Source organism: Flagellimonas taeanensis (assembly GCF_003584105.1).
Classification (GTDB): Bacteria; Bacteroidota; Bacteroidia; order Flavobacteriales; family Flavobacteriaceae; genus Flagellimonas; species Flagellimonas taeanensis.
Genome location: NZ_QXFO01000024.1, coordinates 77,535 through 99,051, shown reverse-complemented (window position 1 = coordinate 99,051; position 21,517 = coordinate 77,535). Strand labels below are relative to the sequence as shown.

At 46.0% G+C, this 21,517-nt stretch carries 20 protein-coding genes and 1 riboswitch; of the genes, 1 reads left to right on the top strand and 19 read right to left on the bottom strand.

Annotated elements, in window-relative coordinates; genetic code table 11:
- Positions 1-36 precede the first annotated feature (36 nt).
- On the top strand, positions 37-1,488 hold the full coding sequence (locus tag D2V93_RS12435) for a pyridoxal phosphate-dependent decarboxylase family protein (protein ID WP_119619737.1): 1,452 nt from the start codon (positions 37-39) through the stop codon (positions 1,486-1,488).
- Here the strand turns inward: D2V93_RS12435 and D2V93_RS12430 are convergent.
- The 19 genes from D2V93_RS12430 to D2V93_RS12340 all read right to left on the bottom strand — a co-directional run bounded on the left by D2V93_RS12430 (position 1,485) and on the right by D2V93_RS12340 (position 21,430).
- The gene (locus tag D2V93_RS12430) at positions 1,485-2,570 is read right to left on the bottom strand and encodes a serine hydrolase domain-containing protein (RefSeq protein WP_245978226.1); all 1,086 of its coding nucleotides are present in this window, start codon (positions 2,568-2,570) and stop codon (positions 1,485-1,487) included. The genes D2V93_RS12435 and D2V93_RS12430 overlap by 4 nt on opposite strands.
- A 79-nt stretch (positions 2,571-2,649) precedes the next feature.
- Positions 2,650-3,453 carry a head GIN domain-containing protein gene (locus D2V93_RS12425; RefSeq protein ID WP_119619735.1) on the bottom strand — a complete coding sequence of 268 codons (804 nt, stop codon included), beginning with the start codon at positions 3,451-3,453 and terminating at the stop codon, positions 2,650-2,652.
- On the bottom strand, positions 3,450-4,550 hold the full coding sequence (locus tag D2V93_RS12420; RefSeq protein WP_119619734.1) for an acyloxyacyl hydrolase: 1,101 nt from the start codon (positions 4,548-4,550) through the stop codon (positions 3,450-3,452). Before D2V93_RS12420 ends, D2V93_RS12425 begins: the two co-directional genes overlap by 4 nt.
- Positions 4,551-4,725: 175 nt before the next feature.
- Positions 4,726-5,679, bottom strand: a complete 954-nt coding sequence (metF, locus tag D2V93_RS12415) for a methylenetetrahydrofolate reductase [NAD(P)H] (protein WP_119619733.1) — start codon at positions 5,677-5,679, stop codon at positions 4,726-4,728.
- A gap of 5 nt (positions 5,680-5,684) precedes the next feature.
- Positions 5,685-8,372, bottom strand: coding sequence for a methionine synthase (gene metH, locus D2V93_RS12410; RefSeq protein WP_119619732.1), 2,688 nt, complete (start codon positions 8,370-8,372; stop codon positions 5,685-5,687).
- 9 nt (positions 8,373-8,381) lie between these two features.
- The gene (locus tag D2V93_RS12405; protein WP_119619731.1) at positions 8,382-8,852 is read right to left on the bottom strand and encodes a hypothetical protein; all 471 of its coding nucleotides are present in this window, start codon (positions 8,850-8,852) and stop codon (positions 8,382-8,384) included.
- Positions 8,836-9,849, bottom strand: coding sequence for a homocysteine S-methyltransferase family protein (locus D2V93_RS12400; protein ID WP_119619730.1), 1,014 nt, complete (start codon positions 9,847-9,849; stop codon positions 8,836-8,838). Before D2V93_RS12400 ends, D2V93_RS12405 begins: the two co-directional genes overlap by 17 nt.
- Positions 9,850-9,953: 104 nt before the next feature.
- Positions 9,954-10,065: riboswitch (SAM riboswitch) on the bottom strand.
- 141 nt (positions 10,066-10,206) lie between these two features.
- Positions 10,207-10,968 carry an SDR family NAD(P)-dependent oxidoreductase gene (locus tag D2V93_RS12395; protein ID WP_119619729.1) on the bottom strand — a complete coding sequence of 254 codons (762 nt, stop codon included), beginning with the start codon at positions 10,966-10,968 and terminating at the stop codon, positions 10,207-10,209.
- 84 nt (positions 10,969-11,052) lie between these two features.
- Positions 11,053-11,970 (bottom strand): helix-turn-helix domain-containing protein, encoded by a 918-nt coding sequence (locus D2V93_RS12390; protein ID WP_119619728.1) that lies wholly within the window; start codon positions 11,968-11,970, stop codon positions 11,053-11,055.
- A gap of 91 nt (positions 11,971-12,061) precedes the next feature.
- Positions 12,062-13,123, bottom strand: a complete 1,062-nt coding sequence (locus D2V93_RS12385; RefSeq protein WP_119619727.1) for an NAD(P)/FAD-dependent oxidoreductase — start codon at positions 13,121-13,123, stop codon at positions 12,062-12,064.
- 70 nt (positions 13,124-13,193) lie between these two features.
- Positions 13,194-13,970 carry a uroporphyrinogen-III C-methyltransferase gene (gene cobA, locus D2V93_RS12380; protein WP_182849991.1) on the bottom strand — a complete coding sequence of 259 codons (777 nt, stop codon included), beginning with the start codon at positions 13,968-13,970 and terminating at the stop codon, positions 13,194-13,196.
- Positions 13,963-16,053, bottom strand: a complete 2,091-nt coding sequence (locus D2V93_RS12375; RefSeq protein WP_119619726.1) for a HEPN domain-containing protein — start codon at positions 16,051-16,053, stop codon at positions 13,963-13,965. The genes cobA and D2V93_RS12375 overlap by 8 nt, the downstream gene beginning before the upstream one ends.
- A gap of 73 nt (positions 16,054-16,126) precedes the next feature.
- Positions 16,127-17,374 (bottom strand): sulfate adenylyltransferase subunit 1, encoded by a 1,248-nt coding sequence (locus D2V93_RS12370; RefSeq protein ID WP_119619725.1) that lies wholly within the window; start codon positions 17,372-17,374, stop codon positions 16,127-16,129.
- A gap of 10 nt (positions 17,375-17,384) precedes the next feature.
- The gene (cysD, locus tag D2V93_RS12365) at positions 17,385-18,293 is read right to left on the bottom strand and encodes a sulfate adenylyltransferase subunit CysD (protein ID WP_072878696.1); all 909 of its coding nucleotides are present in this window, start codon (positions 18,291-18,293) and stop codon (positions 17,385-17,387) included.
- Positions 18,294-18,387: 94 nt separating this feature from the next.
- On the bottom strand, positions 18,388-19,011 hold the full coding sequence (locus D2V93_RS12360; RefSeq protein WP_119619724.1) for a phosphoadenosine phosphosulfate reductase domain-containing protein: 624 nt from the start codon (positions 19,009-19,011) through the stop codon (positions 18,388-18,390).
- Between the two features lie 11 nt (positions 19,012-19,022).
- A complete protein-coding gene (locus tag D2V93_RS12355) occupies positions 19,023-19,286 on the bottom strand; it encodes a DUF2061 domain-containing protein (protein WP_072878429.1) in 264 nt (87 codons plus the stop codon).
- A 175-nt stretch (positions 19,287-19,461) separates the two neighbouring features.
- A complete protein-coding gene (locus D2V93_RS12350) occupies positions 19,462-19,869 on the bottom strand; it encodes an RrF2 family transcriptional regulator (RefSeq protein ID WP_119619723.1) in 408 nt (135 codons plus the stop codon).
- Positions 19,870-19,923: 54 nt separating this feature from the next.
- Entirely contained in the window at positions 19,924-21,087 is a 1,164-nt protein-coding gene (locus D2V93_RS12345; RefSeq protein WP_119619722.1) for a trans-sulfuration enzyme family protein, read from the bottom strand.
- A gap of 40 nt (positions 21,088-21,127) precedes the next feature.
- Positions 21,128-21,430, bottom strand: coding sequence for a GIY-YIG nuclease family protein (locus D2V93_RS12340; protein ID WP_245978223.1), 303 nt, complete (start codon positions 21,428-21,430; stop codon positions 21,128-21,130).
- Positions 21,431-21,517 lie beyond the last annotated feature (87 nt).

Sequence of the window (21,517 nt, the reverse complement as noted above, 5' to 3'; positions counted from 1 at the left end):
ATATGATATTTTTGCAGTTCAACAGAAGTAGGGCACATGAAGAAGAACACTGCAAGATTAGAGCTTTCCAAAGAGGAGATGCAAAAGTATGGCTACCAGATTGTGGATGCGATCGTGGAGCACCACCACACCCAACACCAAAAATTTCCCGTGGCATGGGGCTCGCGGGAGGAAATGGACAACCTCTTTTTGGAAGAAGCCCCAGAAGCGGGCATGGAAGCCTCCAAGGTTTTGGATTTTGTGTTGGAAAAAGTGATGACCAACAGTGCCAATATGGCCCACCCAAGGTCCTTTTCCTTTGTCCCGGGTCCCAGCAACTATGTCAGTGTTATGGCCGATGCACTTGCCACAGGCTACAATATCTTTTCAGGTGGATGGTCGGCTTCCCCAGCTGCTGCTGAACTGGAAATCGTGACCATTCAATGGCTGTTGAAGATCTTTGGTTTTCCTGGAAAAAAGGGAGGAGGAATTTTCACCAGTGGCGGTTCCATGGCCAACTTAACGGCAATGGTGACGGCCCGAAGGATCAAATGTGGGGACGATTTTTCCAAAGCAGTCATCTACCTGTCCGACCAGGCCCACTCCTCCAACATCAAGGCCATCCATGTGCTGGGCTTCAAAAAAGAGCAGATCCGGATCATACCCACCGACAATGAGTTCAAGTTTGCGGTGAACAAACTCAAAAACTGTATTGCCAAAGATCGATTGGAAGGCCTGCAACCCTTTTGTTTGATCGCTTCTGCTGGAACCACCAACACGGGTACTGTTGACCCACTGTCCGAATTGGCAAAAATTTGCAAGAAAGAAGATATTTGGTTCCATATTGATGGCGCTTATGGTGGTGCGGCCATTTTATCCGCCAAGGGCAAACAACTGTTGAAAGGCATTGAAAAGGCCGATTCCTTGACCGTTGATCCACACAAATGGTTCTATCAGCCTTACGAAATGGGTTGTTTGTTGGTACGGAACCACAAAAACCTCAGCCATACCTTCACTGAAAAACCGGAGTATCTCCGTGATATTGAAGGAAACACTTCGGAAATCAATTTTTATGACCATGGCATCCAACTCACCCGAAGGTTCAGGGCACTCAAGTTCTATATGTCCTTAAAGACCTTCGGACTCAAGGAGTTCAGGGATGCCGTCACCTACAACATTGACCTTGCCGAAGAGGTGGAAAATCTATTGCGGGGCAGCAAAAGTTGGGAAGTGGTCTTTCCGGCAACCTTGGCCGTGATCAATTTCAGGTACAACCCCATCCAGCAAAACTATAAGGAGAAAGAATTGGACGAGATCAACCAGTACATCTCAAAACATGTGGTGGACTCCCGGAAGGCATTGTTGGTCACGACCCTGCTCCATGGGCAGGTAGTGTTGCGTATGTGCCTCATCAACCCCAGGACCAGCATGGAGGATGTGACCGAAACTCTTGACCTCTGCAAAAAATTCGCATTGGAGAAAGAGGAACTGATAGCGGGCAAAGTCTAAGTCCTGTCCCCTACAATGGACGAAATGGCCATATCCAGTTGTTCTTGCACCTTCGGGTCGGTACAATTGATCAATATGGAAATTACTTTTTCCTCTTTCGGATAAACAAAAAAGTTGGTATACGCCCCTACACTATTGCCCACATGACCTACAAACTCCCGGCCATTGGCATCTCGGCTCACCTGAAAGCCCAGACCATAGTAGGTGGGCCTGCCATTCACCATTTGTGAGGTCAATATTTGTTCGTAAGTTCCTTTTTTGAGCAGTTTCCCTTCCAAAATGGCCTGCCCCATCTGGGCAATATCGGTACTGGTCGATAAAAATCCACCGCCAGCCAATTTATAGGCATTGTCCACTTCTATCGATTTCTTGAAACACAGCGAGCTTTTGGTATAGAATTGTGCCGTGCTGCCGATTACGCTCGAACCGACATCCATTTCTTGGGGTGAAAAGGTACTTTGCATCCCTAAAGGGATGAGCACTTTTTCCCGAACGTATTTTTGAAACGGGACTCCACTGGCCTCTTGCATGGCCAAGGAAAGTAGCACAAAGTCAAAACTATTGTACAGGTATCCCTTTCCCGGTTCGAAAACCAAAGGGTCATGTTGAAAGATTCCGATGCTGTCCTTGATGGAAAAGCCTTGGTTCAGTGCGAATTCCTTACCGCGATATCCTCTGATCCCTGCCGTATGGCTTGCCAGTTGGCGCAACGTGAAATCATGGTCCTTTTTTGGATAATACGGGACATACCTATGAAATGAGGTGTCCAACTCCACAAGCCCCTCTTCCATCATTTTGCCCAAAGCCAACCCAGTGATGCATTTGGAGATACTGGCTATCCTGAACACCGTTTGCCTAGGATCAACAGGTTTTTTTCGTTCCAGGTCAGCCTGGCCATATCCTTTTTGCCATAGCACTTTCCCCTTTGCCATGATGGTGACGGCCAAGCCGGGCACTTTGTTTTCGGCCACGAGGTTGTGAAAAAGGGCATCAGCCTTCTCCAGGCCATGGAGCCCATACAAAGACCTCACTTTGGGTGCAAAGGAAAACAAACGCTTGATAAAGGGAACAAATCTGCCCAAAGGTGCCATTTTTAGATATCCGAAAAGTACTGAGAAAACTTGGGAGTTCCTGAAGTTTTGGGCCGTTATGGCCTCCTGCTTATTCCTGAAAAATCAAACGGCCATTGAACAGCTCCTCCACGTCCACTTCTGGAGGGCGGTTGACACTGATTACATCCCCGGTACCACGAATGACCCCGCTCAATCGTTGCTGCGGGTTCACAAGGACATCGTTGGAGCCCCTATGGTTGATGGTGACGTTTTCTGAAATCAAATTCTCTGCTTCAATTCTGGAATCACCCGCAGCTACGGTGACATTGAAATTTTCCGTAGTCCCCCGTAGTTTGAAATATGCTATCCCATTGACCACGATGCTGACCGATGTTGTATTCAGGTTTAGGTCAAAGGAACCATCCGTGGTCTCGGCTTCTGGATTATTGAAACTTTCGGCAATTAAAGCCAGACTTGGATAAGCCAAAACACCGTCACTGGAAATCAACAATCCCGTACTGCTTCGGATTTCGGTGATATTTGGTGAGGTGACATATACCGTGGTCAAGCCATATTCCCGGACATAATTGCAACTGTTTTCGTTCCTTAAGATCAAACGACCATCTTCAACCTCAGCGGAAACATCGCTCAACAGGTATTCCCCGGTTTCAATTTCCACCAATGGTTCATCGCCTTGTTTCAGAACCACATTCAGGTTCTCAAAAACCGTAATGGTGGTGAAATTAGAAACATCAACGGGTCGGCGGACCATATCACCTGCATTTTGAAAACAATCGGGCACCTTTTCGCCATTGCAGGATACCATCAAAAAGGTGAACAGTATCAAAAACACCCCTAAAGTCCCCTCAAGGGGACACTTTGTATTTTGTATTTCGTGCTTTCCAACTTTCATAACCTGACTCCGATTCCAAATTCTATGGCCTCTGCTTTGGCCCCATGCGACTTTAAGGTGACCGCCCCGAACATCTTATCCCCAAAATACCGTTTCAACCCGACCCGGTTGTACATTCGTCCTTCAAAATCAAACGGATAGTACACATAATATCCCAGTTGGGCCACCACACTCAATTTGTTCACAAACAGCTCATGTCCCAAAAACACGCCCACCCTTTTGTAATCGGTATCGGGAGCCACATCCAGTTCGGGGAAAGAGGTTGACTGGTAACGGATCAATTCCTTCAGAAAATTGGAGAAGAAGACATCGGTCCCCAGTTGAATGGCACTCCGATTTCCCAAACGCTTATCGGCATAAGCTGAAACAATGGCAAAGCCATATCGCCCCATATCGATCACATCACTTTCGTTGGCTCCACCGCGGAGCACCAAATTATAGCGAATGGGCTCCTTTATTTTTTCCTTTTCTTCCGGCACTATATATTCAATGGCGGCATCTTGGTCCAAATCGTAGGTCAGGCCAAAATTAAAGGCCATGGTGTTGGTAGATGTGTTTGGGGCCTTGAAATTGGCATTGGAGTAATGAATGATCGAAATACCGGCCTTGAACCCCAATCCCGCTACAATATTTTCCTTCTGATAATTGAACATCACCATGGTGGAACTCAATAGATGGCTGCCATAGGCGTTGTTCCTGAAATTTTCATTTTTGTCGTACGGATTGGTGTTGTAGGCGACTCCCTGACCAATCCGTAGTTGAAGGTTTCTCTTTAAAAAATAAAAATTGTAGTGGGCATACAACCCAAAATGTTCACCAAGGGTGGGATTGTTCATATCTTGGTACACAAAGGAAAAGCCGGTATCGGGATAGCCGAGGGCAGCCTCCCAATTTTCATGTCCAAAACGCTTACGGTTAAAACCCAAAATGATACCACCTGGATGGTTGGTAATCAGGTGGGAAATGTCCGTGTTGTGCAAGAGTATGGAACCATAGAACTGGCTCATGTCCAATGTGTATTTTTTTGGAACATCCCCGTCTTGGGAAAAACCAATGCAAAAACACAGCAGAAATACTGGATAGAGTAGGTATCTCATGGAGGGCTAAAGTAGGGAAATAAAAAAACAGCCTACTCATTGAATTGGAAAATTAATACAAAAGATTGCCCAGTCATTCTGAACGCAGTGAAGAATCCAACCTGTCAGGAAAGCACTTCTACTTATTTGATTTCTTTGAGATTCTTCGGTCACATTGTTCCCTCAGAATGACATCTTAAAAAAGTTCCTTGGCAATGGCCTCCACATTATCTGATTTTCCCATGGAATAGTAGTGCAGTACGGGCACACCATACTCCCTTAGTTCACGTGATTGCTGAATGGCCCACTCCACCCCAACTTGTCGCACGTCTTGATTGGTCTTGCAGGCTTCCACGGCGTCGATGAGATCTTGCGGGATGTCCACTCGAAAGACCTGTGGCAACAACTGCAGGTGTTGCTTTACTGCAATGGGCTTTATGCCCGGTATGATTGGCACATTGATGCCCATTTCCTTGGCCGCTTCCACAAAAGCAAAGAATTTTTGGTTGTCAAAGAACATCTGGGTGACCACATAATCTGCTCCCAAATCCACTTTTTCCTTCAATCGCTTAAGATCGGACTGGAGGGACGGTGCTTCCATATGCTTCTCGGGGTAGCCGGCCACACCAATACAGAAACTACTCAAATCACTAGTTTCAATGGTGTCGTGCAGGTAATTCCCTTCGTTGATGTCTTGAATCTGTTTGACCAACTCGGTGGCATATTGGTGGCCTCCTTGGGTCGGTGTAAAATATTTTTCCTCTTTCCGTGCATCACCACGAAGTGCCATCACGTTCTCTATCTCCAAATATTGGCAGTCCACCAATAGGTATTCGGTCTCCTCCTTGGTGAACCCTCCGCACAGTACGTGTGGCACGGTGTCCACATTGTATTTATGCTTCAGGGATGCACAGATTCCCAACGTTCCTGGTCGGGTACGGGTCAGCTTTTTGTCCAACAATCCATCTTTTTCTTTGTAGATGTATTCTTCCCTGGAAGTGGTCACATCAATGAACGGAGGTTTGAACTCCATCAAGGGGTCTATATTGTTGTACAGCTCCTGTATGCTCTTCCCTTTCACGGGCGGTACTATCTCAAAACTGAAAAGGGTCTGCCCGTTGGCCTTTTTTATATGGTCGGTAATTTTCATCGGTCTTAATCAACTATGTTGGGAGCCAGCCATTTTTGGGCTTCCTCCAGTTTTATATGCTTTCGTTCTGCAAAATCCTTTACTTGGTCCTGTTCTATTTTTCCCAGTCCAAAATACTTTGCCTCCGGGTGTGCAAAATAGTAGCCGCTCACACTGGCCGCAGGCCACATGGCCAAACTATCGGTCAATTTTACGCCTATTTTTTCTTCCACGCCCAACAAATCCCAAATCGCCAATTTTTCCAAGTGGTCAGGGCAGGCGGGATAACCCGGCGCCGGACGGATGCCACGGTACTTTTCTTTGATCAGGTCATCGTTCCCTAAATCCTCGTCAACGGCATAGCCCCAGTATTTGGTGCGGACTTCTTTGTGCAGGTATTCCGCAAAGGCTTCTGCCAACCTATCCGCCAAAGCCTTGATCATGATGGAATTGTAATCATCATGGTTCCTTTCAAATTCAGCGGCCAGTTCTTGCGTCCCAAAGCCGGTACTCACACAAAAACAGCCGATATAATCTTGGATGCCTGATTCTTTAGGCGCGATAAAATCTGCCAAGGCGATATTGGGAACCCCCTCACGCTTTTTCAATTGTTGGCGAAGGGTCCTAAAAATGTTGGTTTTTGTAGTGTCGTCCTCGACTGCGCTCGAACTGACAACTTCAATATCATCGTCCTCAATTTGATTGGCAGGAAACAGTCCGAAGATGGCCTTGCCCTTCAACAATTTTTCATCCAACACCTTTTTCAAAAGCACTCGGGCATCCTTGAAAAGCTCTTTGGCCTGTTCCCCCACGACCTCATCGGTTAAAATATCGGGGTATTTGCCGTGCAGGTCCCAACTTCTAAAAAAGGGGGACCAATCTATGAATTCCTCCAATCGGGTCAGATCAACATCTTCCCAAACCTGAATTCCCAAATGGTTCGGCTTTTTGATGTCGGCAGGGTTCCATTCAATCTGGAATTTGTTCTTCCGAGCCTCAGCCAATGTCAAATATTCTTTGTGTTTGGAACGGCTCAAAAATTTATCCCGAAAACTTTCATAGTCCAATTTGATGGCCTTCTTGTACCCTTCCGATGTCTTGTCCTGCAATAGGTCTCCTACCACGGTCACTGCACGGGATGCATCGTTTACATGGACCACGGAGTGACTGTATTGTGGGTCGATCTTCACTGCGGTATGCGCCTTGCTCGTCGTTGCACCCCCGATCAAGAGGGGTACCTCGAAGTTTTGACGCTCCATCTCCTTGGCCAAAAACACCATTTCGTCCAGGGATGGCGTGATCAATCCGCTTAGACCGATAATATCTACTTGCTCTTCCTTGGCCTTGTTGATGATCTTTTCCGGGGGTACCATTACGCCAAGATCCACAATCTGATAATTGTTGCAGGCAAGCACTACGCTCACAATGTTCTTTCCAATATCGTGCACATCTCCTTTTACCGTAGCCATCAATATTTTACCAGCAGCTTTGGCATTCTTTTCTTTGGATGCTTCAATATAGGGAGTTAGGTAGGCTACTGCCTTTTTCATAACACGAGCGGATTTGACCACTTGGGGCAAGAACATTTTCCCGCTTCCAAAAAGGTCACCGACCACATTCATTCCTGCCATCAGATTCCCCTCGATGACCTCCAACGGTCTTTCAGCTTGTTGACGGGCCTCTTCCACATCTTCGATGATATATTGATCGATCCCCTTGACCAGCGCACGGGTGATTCGGTCCTGAAGGGGTTCTTGTCTCCAAGACAGATCGACCTTGCTTTCTTTTGCGGTCCCTACAACGGTCTCTGCAAATTCCAGCAATCTTTCAGTGGCATCGTCCCTTCTGTCGAGCAGCACATCTTCCACATGCTCCAATAAATCCTTGGGAATATCATCGTACACCTCTAACATGGTCGGGTTCACAATGCCCATATTCATTCCAGCTTTGATGGCATGGAACAGAAATGCAGAATTGATGGCCTCGCGTACGGGGTCGTTGCCCCGAAAGGAAAAGGAAACATTGCTGACCCCTCCACTGACGCTGCAATGGGGGAGATTCTCCTTTACCCAACGGGTGGCCTCTATGAAATCAAGGGCGTTACGCCTGTGTTCCTCCATTCCGGTGGCCACTGGAAATATATTGAGATCGAAGATGATGTCCTCGGGGGCGAACTTTACTTTGCCCACCAAAATATCATAGGAGCGCTTGGCAATTTCAATCCTTCGCTCATAGTTGTCCGCCTGCCCCACTTCGTCAAATGCCATCACGATGACCGCAGCACCATAGCGCTTGATCAATTTCGCTTGTCGTATAAAGCTCTCCTCCCCTTCTTTCAAGCTGATGGAATTCACCACACATTTACCCTGCACCACTTGAAGGCCCGCCTCAATGATTTCCCATTTGGAGCTATCGATCATGATGGGCACACGGGCAATATCGGGCTCGGAAACGATCAGGTTCAAGAACCTGACCATAGCTTCTTTTCCATCTATCAACCCATCATCCATATTCACATCGATGATCTGGGCACCTCCTTCCACTTGATCTCGTGCGACATCCAAGGCCTCATCAAACTTTTCCTCTTTGATCAGCCTCAAAAATCGTTTGGAACCAGCAACATTGGTACGCTCTCCTACATTGATGAAATTACTCTCGGGAGTAATCACCAAGGGCTCCAGACCCGATAATTTCAAAGCTCTTGTTTCAGCCATGCGTTGGTTTTACTTGATTCTTACGTATTTCTCCACAATATGCCTCTTGATGCCTGCCTCGGGCACATCCTCTATTCCTGATTGGATGAGTGTATCCCCTTTGACCTCTATATCAAAAGTAAATTCATGTCCGCGTAATTCCTTCACGCCGATGTAGTCCAACCGTTCTGTGTATACATTTCCTTTCAGGGCATATGTTCCTCCGCCTCCGTAAAATCCTTCGGCCGTATCTTTCTTTTGGTTGAAAAAGGCAAAATGGTCCTCGTTCAATATCTTTATGAATTCGGTATTGGATAAATCCTTCACTTCTATGATATCCGCTGTCCTTGTTTCCCCATAGACCAAAAGCCAATTGCCCATGATTTCATTTTTGGTTTCAACGATTACAGTTTCTTTTTCTTTGGGTTTTTCTTTCTCCCCACAGGAAATAAAAATAACCATGGCAATGATCAGTGCGGATATACTAAATGGTTTTTTCATGGGTGGTTTCCAATTTTCTGGGTGTGTATTCTTTGACAAGATCGGCAATGGCCTTAATGTGTTCCGGTGTTGTTCCGCAGCAACCGCCTACAATGTTCACCAACCCCTTTTCCACATATTCCTTGATCTGGGCGGCCATCTGCTCCGGAGTTTCGTCATATTCGCCGAAGGCATTGGGCAATCCAGCATTGGGATGGGCCGAAGTGGCAAATCCGGATTTGGCCGAAATCACCTCCAAATGGGGCACCAATTGTTTGGCACCTAGGGCACAATTGAACCCAACGGATAAAATCGGAATGTGTGAAATTGAGATCAAGAAAGCCTCCGCTGTTTGTCCGGACAATGTCCTTCCCGATGCATCGGTGATGGTACCGCTGACCATGATAGGCACTTCAATATTCCGCTCGTCCTTTACTTCCTCAATGGCGAAAAGGGCCGCCTTGGCATTCAGTGTATCAAAAATGGTCTCCACCAATAGAATATCGGCCCCTCCATCCAAAAGTGCCTCTACTTGCTGCTTGTAGGCGACACGGAGCTCGTCAAAGGAAACGGCTCGATACCCAGGATCGTTCACATCTGGCGACATGCTTGCCGTTTTGTTGGTGGGTCCGATGCTTCCTGCCACAAACCGTGGTTTGCTGGGGTCCTTTTTGGTGAATTCCTCAGCCACTTGCTTTGCAATCCTCGCAGATTCATAGTTCAGTTCATACACCAATGCTTCCATGCCATAATCGGCCATGGCGATGGTGGTGCCCGAAAAGGTATTCGTTTCCAAAATATCCGCGCCTGCTTCCAGGTAGGCCCTATGCACATCGGCAATGGCCTGTGGCTGGGTCAAGGACAAAAGGTCGTTGTTGCCCTGTAGATCGGATGGCCAATCCTTGAAACGTTCTCCCCTAAAATCGACTTCCTTGAATTTATAGCGTTGCAACATGGTGCCCATGGCCCCGTCCAACACCAAAATCCGTTTCTCTAAAATATCTTCAATTTTTTCCATAGTACAATTTCCCTTCAAAAAAGGATATGTCGAAATCAAGAAATGCTTGGAAAATACTGCGAAGTATTCTTTACGTTATCCTTCCCCATTGGCAGGATCATGCGCCGTACCTTCCCGATAACAATTCAGGATAAGGGTAGAATGTAGCACCTTCTCGGAAGTCGAGGGTTGCTAAGGCTTCGCAGGGTCCAATCCCTCCACCTTTCTTGATAACAGTTTCAACTTATTAAAGAACTGAACTGCAAAGAAACGGCACTCGGTAGTGAAAAGCAAAAAAAGCGCTTGAATTTTTAGAAAACCGGCCATAAAAAAACGGGTTGATCGCTCAACCCGTTTCCTATGATCCACATGCTTTGTTTAAATCATCATTCCGCCTGAAACTTCTATACGCTGTGCGTTGACCCATTTGGCATCCTCGGTGCACAAAAAGGCGACCACACCACCTATATCGCTGGGTATGCCCACACGGCCCAAGGCGGTGAAATTGGCAATGGCCGCTCTTTTGCCCTCATCGGTTTTGTTGGTACCGCCACCAAAGTCGGTCTCTATGGCTCCTGGTGCTACCACATTGGACCTGATTTGTCTTGCGCCAAGCTCTTTCGCTTGATATCTGGTAAGTGTTTCCATGGCTGCTTTCAAGGCTCCATAAACCGAATACCCAGGAAAAGAGAATCGTGCCAATCCGCTGGAAATATTCACGATCCCTCCACCATCCGCCATAATAGGCAACAACTTTTGGGTCAGGAAAAATGCCCCTTTGAAATGGATATCCACCAAAGCATCAAACTGCTCCTCCGTAGTATCCGTGATCATGGCATTGATGCCAATTCCTGCGTTATTGATCAAATAATCGATGTGGTCCGCTTCAAAATGGGAACCAATCACTTTTTTGACCTGATCCACAAAAGTGTCAAAATTGTCTACTTGGGACACATCCAATTGCAGCGCATAGGCTTTTTGACCCAAGCTTTCGATTTCCTGAACTGTTTTGTCCGCTTCTACCTTATTGCTTTGGTAGGTCAACACAACATCCAAACCTTTTTTGGCCAAGTTGATGGCCATATTTTCTCCGAGGCCTCTACTGCCTCCAGTTACCAGTGCTATTTTGTTCTTGCTCATTTTATTTGATTTTTGATTCAGGTACAAAGTTCCGAAACGAAGTACCCTTATGGATTGCGAGCATCAATCCATTTTTTGCGAAAATCAAATGGCAATACGGCCTCGATATTTCAATGGGGAAGTGTGGGAAAACTTTTTGAAGAAATTGGAAAAGTGGGCCACTTCCTCAAACCCCAAACTGAACGCGATTTCGGAAATGTTCCAATCCGTGTTGTTGAGCAAGATTTTGGCCTCCTCAAAAATACGGGCATGGATGATGGCCGTGGTGGTACTTCCGGTAGTCTCTTTGAGCACTTTGTTCAGATGGTTGGCATGTACGGCCAATCGCTCCGCAAAGTCGTTCGCCGTTTTCAACACCAACCGTTGGGCCGGGGTGTTGATGGGAAACTGACGTTCCAGCAGTTCCACAAAAAGGTCTGTGATCCGGGTCGCTGCATTTTTTCCATTGTCCACAGGTTGAACGGGTTGCAGCTTTTGTCCCATGTGCAACAACTCCATCACATAGGCACGGATCAGGTCAAATTTAAAGGGATATTCCGAGGACAGCTCCCTGTCTATCTTTTGAAAAAGTTGTTCCAATTCGACATAATCCTCCTCGGAAATAGTGAAGATGGGAAAACCACCGGGTTGAAAAAGGGGCAGTTTTTCCAAAATGATCCCGCTTTTATCTTTAGATAAAAAGTTCTCAGTGAACACACAGAAGTAGCCTGATTGGTTTTCATCCTGTGGCACGTAGTGGTATGGAATGCGGGGAGAGGCAAACAAAAGGGCCTTGTCGGCAATGTCGATGACCTTATCGGCATATTCGGCGCGGTTCTTTCCGTTGATCAAGCTGATCTTAAAGTAGGATCTCCTATCGTACCGCATCTCTCCTTTATTGAGCCTGACACGGTATTCGGCAATATTGAACACATTGAAATGTCCGATATCCTTCCCAATGTTCTCGGGAATGGGCAGACTGAGCTTGCCATAAAAATCCGTAAGTGTAAATGGACCGGACATTTCTTGTAAAATTCAAATATAGTCCAAAAAAAAAGAAAAGCCCTCCAAAAATTGCTTTTGGAAGGTGCTTACCCTGCTAATATAATTAGTTCTAGTTGATGCTCTGCACCACTTCTTTCTTGGCTTCTTTTTTGGAACCATCGAATCCTTCCACACCACCAACGGTAGTATATTTCATCACAAAACGCTTGTCGGGATTGATGATCTGATAGGCAAACTGGCACATCACCGCTGCTTCATGGAAACCGGACAGGATCAATTTAAGTTTACCTGGGTAGGTATTTACGTCGCCAATGGCAAATACGCCTGGGATGTTGGTCTGGTAATCCTTGGCATTGTTCACCTTGATGGCATTCTTTTCGATTTCCAAGCCCCAATTGCCAATAGGTCCCAATTTTGGGGACAATCCGAACAAAGGAATGAAGAAATCAGTCTCCACATAGGAATCTTCCTTGGCTTCATCGTTGTACTTGATCACCACGGCCTGTAGCTCTTCCTTACCATGGATTTCCTGTACTTCTGCTTCGGTATACAATTGAATCTTGCCTAATTTGGCCAATTCCCTTGCCTTTTCCACGGAATCCAAAGCCCCACGGAACTCATTTCTACGGTGTACTAAAGAAACTTCGGAAGCTACATCGGCCAAGAAAATGGCCCAATCCAAAGCGGAATCCCCTCCACCGGAAATGACCACTTTCTTGTCACGGAACTGCTCGGGATCCTTCACCATATACTCCACACCTTTGCTTTCAAAGAGTCCAATATTGGCAATCAATGGCTTTCTGGGCTCAAAAGATCCCAATCCCCCGGCGATGACCACAACAGGCGCTTGGTGTTGAGTACCTTTGTTGGTAGTGACGATAAAAGAACCGTCCTCTTGCTTATCCAAGGTTTCGGCACGCTCACCCAAGGTAAACCCCGGCTCAAAAGGCCTAATCTGTTCCATCAGGTTGCTCACCAAATCCCCAGCTAGGATTTCCGGAAAAGCTGGAATATCATAAATCGGTTTTTTAGGATAAATTTCGGCACATTGACCACCCGGTTGTGGAAGTGCGTCGATCAAATGGCATTTCAACTTTAACAAGCCCGCCTCAAAAACGGTGAACAACCCGGTTGGTCCCGCTCCAATTATAATGATGTCTGTTTTAATCATACTACTGCTTTTAATGAGTCTGGAAAGTCCCGTCGACTTCGCTCAGGTTTCCATCTCTACCTGACAATTTTTAAACTTTAACTAGCAATTCTTTTCCCTTGTTCTGATATTCCTTTTGAATATCCAATATTCTTTGGCGATGGTTCACCACCTCTCCGATGATGATGATCGCTGGGTTGGACAACTGCTGCTCCCTTGCCTTGTTCTCAATGGAAGCAACAGTGCCAATTCCAATTTTTTCATGCTCCGTGGTCCCATTTTGGATGATGGCCACTGGCGTATTCTCTTTTCCTTCTTGCCTGAAGAGTTCCATGATCTCCCCCAACTTTGACATTCCCATAAGGATGACGACCGTAGCGCTCGATTTCGCGGCCAAGGCTACATCATTGGAAAGTTTATGTTCCTTGGTGGTACCTGTAATCACCCAAAAACTTTCGGCCGCACCACGTTTGGTCACCGGAATGTTTTGGGAAGCAGGAACCGATACCGAGGATGAAATCCCAGGAACCATGGCCACTTCAAGTCCCAATTCCGCAGCATATTCCATTTCTTCGGCACCACGTCCAAATACAAATGGGTCGCCCCCTTTTAGTCGGACCACATGAAGGCCTTGATCGGCTCGCTGCACGATCAGTTCATTGATCTGTTCCTGTTGGTAGGCATAGCAACCTTTGCGTTTGCCTACAAATATTTTTTCGGCACGGGGAGCATAATCCAACAATGCTGCGGACACCAAAGCATCGTACAACACCACATCCGCGGCCTGCAATGCCTTCACACCCTTTAGGGTGATCAAATCCACATCCCCGGGGCCTGCCCCTACTACTGTCAATTTTCCGTTACGCATGTTCCAACTCCAATTTTCTATAGGCTTCCAATCGTTCCAATACGGTTTTCGCATCTTCCAAATAGCTTTTCGCAAATGCTTCGGAAGGCTCATTTTGATTCAGTTGAAGAGCAAGTCTTTCAAATCCACCTTCAAATGTTATTTTCCCTGCGGCCACATAGAGTTCATCAAAATCCTTGATGATACTCGCATGGGTGTTCACTTTTTGTTTCTCCGCAGTCAACAATGCCTTGGCAGAGTTAACCATGGATTGATAGGAATAGTAAATACTGGCAGCCCATTTACCTTCTTCTAAGGCCTCCTCGGCACTTTCTATTTTTTCTTGGCTTTCAAAGAACAGGGTTGCCACCAAGTCCACGATGACTCCGGCACATTCCCCCACCCCGATTTCCTGAACGTATTTTTCCTCGTTGCCCCAATCGATAAAATCTTCTTGGGTAAGGTTGTCCACATCGGTCAATGGTTTTAAGAAATCATAGAAATAAAGCTGTCCTTTTTCTTCATAATACTCGGTGAAGTTGGCCCCGTTTCCGTTGGCCTCAAAATCATCCAAGATCAAACGGAGGGCCTGAGGTCCTCTTTTACTTGGGATTTTGGCCACTTTGTCCGCGAACTTTCCGTTTCCGTTGCCCAAGTTGCCACCGCCCAACAACACCTGAAGGGCTGGTGCCACCAATTTATCCTTGGTACGGATGGACATTCCCTGGAACCCGATGTGGGCCATGTTGTGTTGTCCACATGCGTTCATACATCCACTGATCTTGATCACTACATCAGCATTGTTGATGTATTGTGGGTATTCGGCCTTGATCACTCTTTCCAATTCATCGGCGATACCGGTACTGCTCGCAATACCCAAATTACAGGTATCCGTTCCTGGACAGGCGGTGATGTCCAAAGCTTTGTTGTAACCTGCTTCGGCAAAGCCTAATTTCTTTAGTTCCTGATAGAAGAAAGGAACCAATTCCTCCTTTACGAAGGGTATCAATATATTTTGTCGCAAGGAGAGGCGAAGCTCACCTGCTGCATAATCCTGCACCAAACGGGCCAATTCCCTTGCTTTATCGGTATAAAAATCACCCAATAGCACCTTAATACCGATGGCCACATAGCCTTCTTGTTTTTGGGGCACCAAGTTGGTGGATTTCCACTGTTCAAATGCTTTGGTATCCTCAATTTCAACCTTGGGCGTTTCCACCTCGGCCACTTGTACCTGCGGATAACTTTCAAAATCGATAGGATAGGATTGAATAGGAATGGCTGTCTGTTCTTCTTCCAATAGTTGTTTGAAACCATCCAAACCGATATCCTTCAACAAAAATTTCATACGTGCCTTGGCCCTACTCTTGCGTTCCCCGTAACGGTCGAACACACGAACCACGCCTTCCATCATCGGGATGATCTTATCCGTAGGCAAAAAGCTGTACAGTTCATCGGCATGGCGAGGTTGGGAGCCCAAACCACCGGCCAACATTACTTTGAACCCTCTTACCCCATTTTCAATTTTGGCGATAAAACCTAGATCGTGCATGTAGGACAATCCGGTATCGGCATCGCTGGCAGAAAAAGAAACTTTGAACTTTCGTCCCATTTCCTGACCGATGGGGTTTCTTAAAAAGTATTCGAACAAGGCCTGTGCATAGGGCGATACATCGAATGGCTCATCCACATCGATACCTGCTGTTTCACTGGCCGTTACGTTACGAACGGTATTCCCACATGCCTCGCGGATGGTCACTTCATCTTTTTCCAGTTCAGCCCACAATTCTGGTGTCCGTTCCAAATCCACATAGTGGATTTGGATATCCTGACGGGTGGTGATGTGCAGACGCCCTCGGGAATATTCGTCGGAAACATCGGCTATGCGAAGTAACTGCTTGGAAGTGACTTTACCATAGGGCAATTTGATACGGATCATCTGCACCCCAGGTTGACGCTGGCCATAGACCCCACGCGCCAAACGAAGGCTTCGGAATTTTTCTTCATCGATGTTGCCATCCTTGAACTGGCGAATTTTTTTCTCCAAATCAATGATATCCTTTTCTACTACCGGGTTCTCTATTTCTGTTCTAAAACTTTTCATTATCCTATTTTTCCTATCACTTTTATAGGTTTATAATAAAAATCTTTCCTATTGTTCAATTGGGCATTACCTGTTATTCTATGAAACCTACGCCTGCTGTATGATTCGTCCTGCTATCGATAATGATAAAGGAACCATTGGTGCGGTGCTCCTTGAACCTATCATAAAAAATGGGTTTGTTCAATCGTAAACGCACTTTGGCAATATCGTTCATATTAAGAGAGGACACATTTTCCTCGATACCTGAATAATCTGGGTGGATCTTATGGTCGATGGCATCGACTTTGGCCAATGCCTTGTTGACACCGTGTTGCAACACATACTTTCCACCGATGGTCAATTGATTGGAGTCCATCCAAGAAATGGTTGCCGTCAATTGCTTGTCGATGATAGGAAGGTCTCCCACTTTCACCAACATATCGCCACGGCTCACATTCACCTCATCTTCCAAGGTAATGGTCACCGAGGAACGGCGTGGTGCGGTTTGGTATTCGGTATCGTAAAAATAAATGGCCTTGATCTTGGATCGGGTCATGGATGGCAACACCACCACTTCATCACCCACGCTCAACTCGCCACCGTACACCTTCCCTGCAAATCCACGGAAATCATGGAATTCTTCGGTCTTTGGTCTAATGACATATTGTACAGGAAAACGAGGCGTTCCCACGTTGTAAATATCCTGCAGATCCAATTCCTCCAAATGTTCTAACAAGGTCTGGCCTTTGTACCAGTCCATGTTTTGGGAACGGTTCACCACGTTATCACCCTTTAGGGCACTCACCGGAATAAAGGTAATTTTCTGGTCCTGATAATCCCTTTTGCCCATCAATTCCTCAAAATCGGCCTTGATATCATTGTAGGCATCTTCGGAGAAATCTACCAAGTCCATTTTATTGATGGCCACGATCACATCCTTGATACGCAACAGGTTATTGATGAAAAAGTGCCTATTGGTCTGCTCTATGACCCCTTTTCGGGCATCGATCAAAATAATGGCCGCCTGCGAGGTGGAAGCACCGGTAACCATGTTACGGGTATATTCCACATGCCCAGGGGTATCAGCTATGATGTAGCTTTTGGTTGCCGTGGAGAAATAAATATGGGCCACATCTATAGTGATGCCCTGCTCCCTTTCGGCCACCAAACCATCGGTCGCCAGTGAAAAATCAAGGTAATCGTACCCCTTTTGTTTACTGGTCCGTTCAATGGCTTCCAATTTATCGTCGGTCAAGGATTTGGTGTCGTACAACAATCTTCCGATCAAGGTACTTTTACCGTCGTCAACACTTCCTGCCGTTGCTATTTTTAATACTTCCATCTTCGTCTTCTTAAAAGTAACCTTGTTGTTTACGTTTTTCCATGGCCGCCTCGGAACGCTTGTCATCGATACGGGCCCCTCTTTCTGATATTTTGGAATCCCTGATTTCGGAAACCACTTTGTCGATGGTATCCGCATGCGATTCCACGGCAGCAGTGCAGCTCATGTCCCCTACGGTACGGAATCGCACGATTCTTTCTTCCACTTTCTCATCCTCTGCCCTAAAAACCACACCATCCTCAGCAGACCAGATCAGTCCGTCACGAAGGAAGGTATTCCGTTTGTGGGCGAAGTAAATGGATGGAATCTCAATATTTTCTTTTTGGATATAGCTCCAAACATCCAACTCAGTCCAGTTACTGATCGGGAACACCCTCACGTTCTGGCCCATTTCAATCTGTCCGTTCAACATGTCGAACAATTCCGGACGCTGGTTCTTTTCATCCCACTGGCCAAAATCGTCGCGAACGGAAAAAATACGTTCCTTGGCCCTGGCCTTTTCTTCATCACGTCTGGCTCCACCGATACAGGCATCGAACTTGAATTCTTCGATGGCATCCAATAAGGTTGTGGTCTGCAACATGTTCCTACTGGCGTATTTTCCAGTTTCCTCCACTACCTTTCCTTGGTCGATGGAATCCTGCACGTTGCGCACAATAAGTTCCACCCCCAATTCCTCTACCAACTTATCCCTGAACTCTATGGTCTCCGGGAAGTTGTGGCCGGTATCAATGTGCATCAATGGAAAGGGAATCTTGGCTGGCCAGAATGCCTTTTGTGCCAATCGAACCAAGGTAATGGAATCCTTTCCGCCGGAAAACAACAACACAGGTTTTTCAAACTGTGCGGCTACTTCCCTTAGAATGTAAATGGCTTCGTGCTCCAATGCATTGGCATTGGGCCTTCCGGCACTGCTAATGGTTTTCGGTTTTTTGATTTCTTCTGCGAGTGTACTCAAAGCTTTTTATGTTTTAACCTCTCGACTGCGCTCGAGGTGACAATTCATACTATTTTTAGGTATGCAAACCACATTCGCGGTTGGCCAATACTTTTGTGGGGTCGAAATATTTGTGTTCGTTCGGCAGGCCGTGTTCCTTAAGGTAGGCATCCAACTGCACATCGCTCCAATGATAGAAAGGGCTAACCTTTAGCACACCGTCCTTGCTCATGCTCAACACGTCCAAAGAATCCCTAAGGGCTGTCTGTCCTTTTCTAAGGTTGGTGAACCAAACGTCGGGTTTGTGCTCATCCATAGCTCTACGGAAAGGCTCCAATTTGACCTGCTCGGTAAATTCTTGGTGACGGGGATCATCTATTTGTGGTATTCCCATGACAGCATCACGGTGTGAGCTGGTCTGTTTGGGCACATACAATTTAATGTTCAATTCCAAACGGGCAATCAATTCTTCAGCATGTTTGTAAGTCTGAGGTGTATTGTAGCCCGTATCGCACCAAATGACCGGGGTACTCCTGTCCACTTCGGTGACAGCATGTAGAATGGCCACTTCATAAGGTCGGAAATTGGTGGTGACCACCGATTTTTTTCCATGTTTGATGGCCCAAGAAATAATTTCTTCTGGCGGGATGCCCTTGAACTGGCGGTTCAGATTCTGTATTTCATCTTGTGTCAATGCCATATCCGTTCTATTTATTTACCCCACTTGATGGAGTTCCATATTCTTTCATGAAAAAAATAAAGCACCATTTTGGTGACCAATTCTACCATACCAATGGAGAAGGCCAACGTCAAGGTCCCTGTCACGATCCAAGAGATGATAATGGTATCGATGGTACCCACAATCCTCCAGCTAATGGATTTTGCTATGCTCCTTTTGGGGCTTTCGGACCTCAAATCCTTGGTATAGGAGGTTTCTTCTTTGCTATTCTTTATTACCAGTTGGTCTGTGATCATCAGTATTATTATTTTCCTATCGATTTACTAGGAAATTCAAAAGTAAAATTATTATTTAAAATGGAATGCAAAATGTTCCTTAAATTTATTTTTATCCTATAGTTTTAGTAGATTATCGAAAATCAAATTGGATTTTTAGAATATTCTCATCCTATTTTTATAAAAAGAAAGGGATTTAGAGGATGTCCGCCAAGGTATTGTTCCTGTATACATCCAAAGCACTGTCCCTGATCTGTAGCATCAGTTTGTGTACGGAACAGGTTGCCTCATCTGGGCAATCGTCGCATTTTTCGTAGAAATTAAGGCTGACGCAGGGCACCATGGCAATAGGTCCTTCCAATACGCGCATCACGGTGGTCATCGGGATGTCCTCTGGATCTTTGATGAGATAGTAGCCTCCTCCTTTTCCCTTTTTGGAACCTAAAAAACCGTTCCTTCTCAAGGTGAGTAGGATACTTTCCAAAAATTTCTGGGAAATATTCTCGTGCTTGGCAATCTCGGCAATTTGGACAGGTTCCTTACCTTTTGCCCTTGCGAGATAGGTAAGCGCCTTTAAACCGTATTTTGTCTTTTTGGAGAGCATCGCACGAATATAGCGAAAATTAACAATCGCCTTTTAAAATATTCCCGGAATGCCCTATTCCAATGCTTGTTCTATGTCCGCAATGATGTCATCAATATGTTCCAATCCAACGGATACTCGTACCATACCGTCCGTAATCCCAACCGCCTCACGTTCTTCCTTTGATAATTTACTATGCGTTGTGGATGCCGGGTGGGTAACGATACTTCGTGAATCGCCCAAATTGGCGGAAAGAGACAGCAATTCAATGCTATCGAAGAATTTTCTACCTGCATCCAATCCTCCTTTCACCTCAAAAGCCACTACACAACCGCCAGCTTTCATCTGTTTTTTTGCGATTTCATATTGGGGGTGCGATTTCAGGAAGGGGTATTTTACCCATTCAATCTTTGGATGGTTTTCCAAAAAAGTAGCCAATTCCAACGCATTTGAACAGTGCCTGTCCACCCGAATGGCCAAGGTCTCCAAACTTCTGGACAATACCCAAGCATTGAAAGGGGAAAGCGCTGGACCCGTGATGCGTGAAAAACGGTACACCTTATCCATCAATTCATTGTTTCCCACGGTGATACCGGCCAAAACCCTACCCTGCCCATCCATCAACTTGGTCCCTGAATGGATTACCAAATCAGCCCCGAACTTTATGGGCTGTTGGAGATAGGGCGTCGCAAAACAGTTGTCGATAATGAAAATAAGTCCATGTTTTTTGGCTATGCTCCCCAACACTTCCAAATCCAGGACATCCACTCCCGGATTGGTGGGCGATTCCGCATAAATGATCTTGGTATTGGGTTGGATCAACCCTTCAATGGACGACAGATCAGTGGCATCAAAATAACTCGTGGTGATGTTCCATTTGGGAAAAAACTGGGTGAAAAGCGTGTGTGTGGAACCAAAAATACTCTTGGACGAGACCACATGGTCACCTGCATTCAACAAAGCGGCCAAGGTGGAGTACACGGCAGCCATGCCAGAGGCAAAGGCAAACCCGCTCTCTGCACCTTCCATTTTGCACACCTTGTCTATAAACTCCGAGGAATTGGGATTGGAATATCTGGAATAGATGCTCCTGTCCTTTTCCTCTGCAAAGGAAGCGCGCATATCCTCCGCATCCTCGAACACAAAACTGGATGTCATGTAAATTGGACTGGAGTGTTCCAAGTTCTGGCTACGCTCCATTTGTGTCCGTATTGCTTCTGTCTCGAATTTCTTTTTCATTGTATTATTTTTTGGGTGGCTGAGCGTAGTCGAAGCCACTTCATTTAACCTCTTTAAAATATCTATAATTTGTATGGTTCTTACACTCGGCCAAATAGGGCAGAGTTTGAAATTCTCCTTGGATGAGTGCTTCCTTCTTTGCTCTTGACCAACCCTGAATCTGTTTCTCCCTCTCAAAAGCCGATGCAATGCTTAGGTATTCCTCAACATACATCAACTCCACGGGCAGTCTTTTCTTGGTATGGTTTGCCCCCCTACCATCTTGATGCTCATTGATACGGTTCTCCAAGTCTATGGTACTTCCTGTATAATAGCTTCCATCCGAACATTGAAGTATGTACATGTAACCTTTCATCTTTAGTTTGTGGCTTCGACTACGCTCAGCCACCGTTCCAATCATATTCTTTCTATATTTCGACTACGCTCAGCC

What these genes read in the sequence shown, in the direction of transcription:
- D2V93_RS12425 (WP_119619735.1), bottom strand. Translation starts at nt 3,453, where the DNA reads ATGAAAGTTGGAAAGCACGAAATACAAAATACAAAGTGTCCCCTTGAG.
- D2V93_RS12405 (WP_119619731.1), bottom strand. Translation starts at nt 8,852, where the DNA reads ATGAAAAAACCATTTAGTATATCCGCACTGATCATTGCCATGGTTATT.
- D2V93_RS12390 (WP_119619728.1), bottom strand. Translation starts at nt 11,970, where the DNA reads ATGTCCGGTCCATTTACACTTACGGATTTTTATGGCAAGCTCAGTCTG.
- D2V93_RS12345 (WP_119619722.1), bottom strand. Translation starts at nt 21,087, where the DNA reads ATGAAAAAGAAATTCGAGACAGAAGCAATACGGACACAAATGGAGCGT.
- D2V93_RS12400 (WP_119619730.1), bottom strand. Translation starts at nt 9,849, where the DNA reads ATGGAAAAAATTGAAGATATTTTAGAGAAACGGATTTTGGTGTTGGAC.
- metF (WP_119619733.1), bottom strand. Translation starts at nt 5,679, where the DNA reads ATGAAAATTACCGACCATATAAAAAAGGCCAACGGGCAGACCCTTTTC.
- D2V93_RS12350 (WP_119619723.1), bottom strand. Translation starts at nt 19,869, where the DNA reads ATGCTCTCCAAAAAGACAAAATACGGTTTAAAGGCGCTTACCTATCTC.
- D2V93_RS12355 (WP_072878429.1), bottom strand. Translation starts at nt 19,286, where the DNA reads ATGATCACAGACCAACTGGTAATAAAGAATAGCAAAGAAGAAACCTCC.
- D2V93_RS12435 (WP_119619737.1), top strand. Translation starts at nt 37, where the DNA reads ATGAAGAAGAACACTGCAAGATTAGAGCTTTCCAAAGAGGAGATGCAA.
- D2V93_RS12420 (WP_119619734.1), bottom strand. Translation starts at nt 4,550, where the DNA reads ATGAGATACCTACTCTATCCAGTATTTCTGCTGTGTTTTTGCATTGGT.
- D2V93_RS12360 (WP_119619724.1), bottom strand. Translation starts at nt 19,011, where the DNA reads ATGGCATTGACACAAGATGAAATACAGAATCTGAACCGCCAGTTCAAG.
- D2V93_RS12395 (WP_119619729.1), bottom strand. Translation starts at nt 10,968, where the DNA reads ATGAGCAAGAACAAAATAGCACTGGTAACTGGAGGCAGTAGAGGCCTC.
- metH (WP_119619732.1), bottom strand. Translation starts at nt 8,372, where the DNA reads ATGGCTGAAACAAGAGCTTTGAAATTATCGGGTCTGGAGCCCTTGGTG.
- D2V93_RS12385 (WP_119619727.1), bottom strand. Translation starts at nt 13,123, where the DNA reads ATGATTAAAACAGACATCATTATAATTGGAGCGGGACCAACCGGGTTG.
- D2V93_RS12340 (WP_245978223.1), bottom strand. Translation starts at nt 21,430, where the DNA reads ATGTACATACTTCAATGTTCGGATGGAAGCTATTATACAGGAAGTACC.
- D2V93_RS12375 (WP_119619726.1), bottom strand. Translation starts at nt 16,053, where the DNA reads ATGAAAAGTTTTAGAACAGAAATAGAGAACCCGGTAGTAGAAAAGGAT.
- cobA (WP_182849991.1), bottom strand. Translation starts at nt 13,970, where the DNA reads ATGCGTAACGGAAAATTGACAGTAGTAGGGGCAGGCCCCGGGGATGTG.
- D2V93_RS12370 (WP_119619725.1), bottom strand. Translation starts at nt 17,374, where the DNA reads ATGGAAGTATTAAAAATAGCAACGGCAGGAAGTGTTGACGACGGTAAA.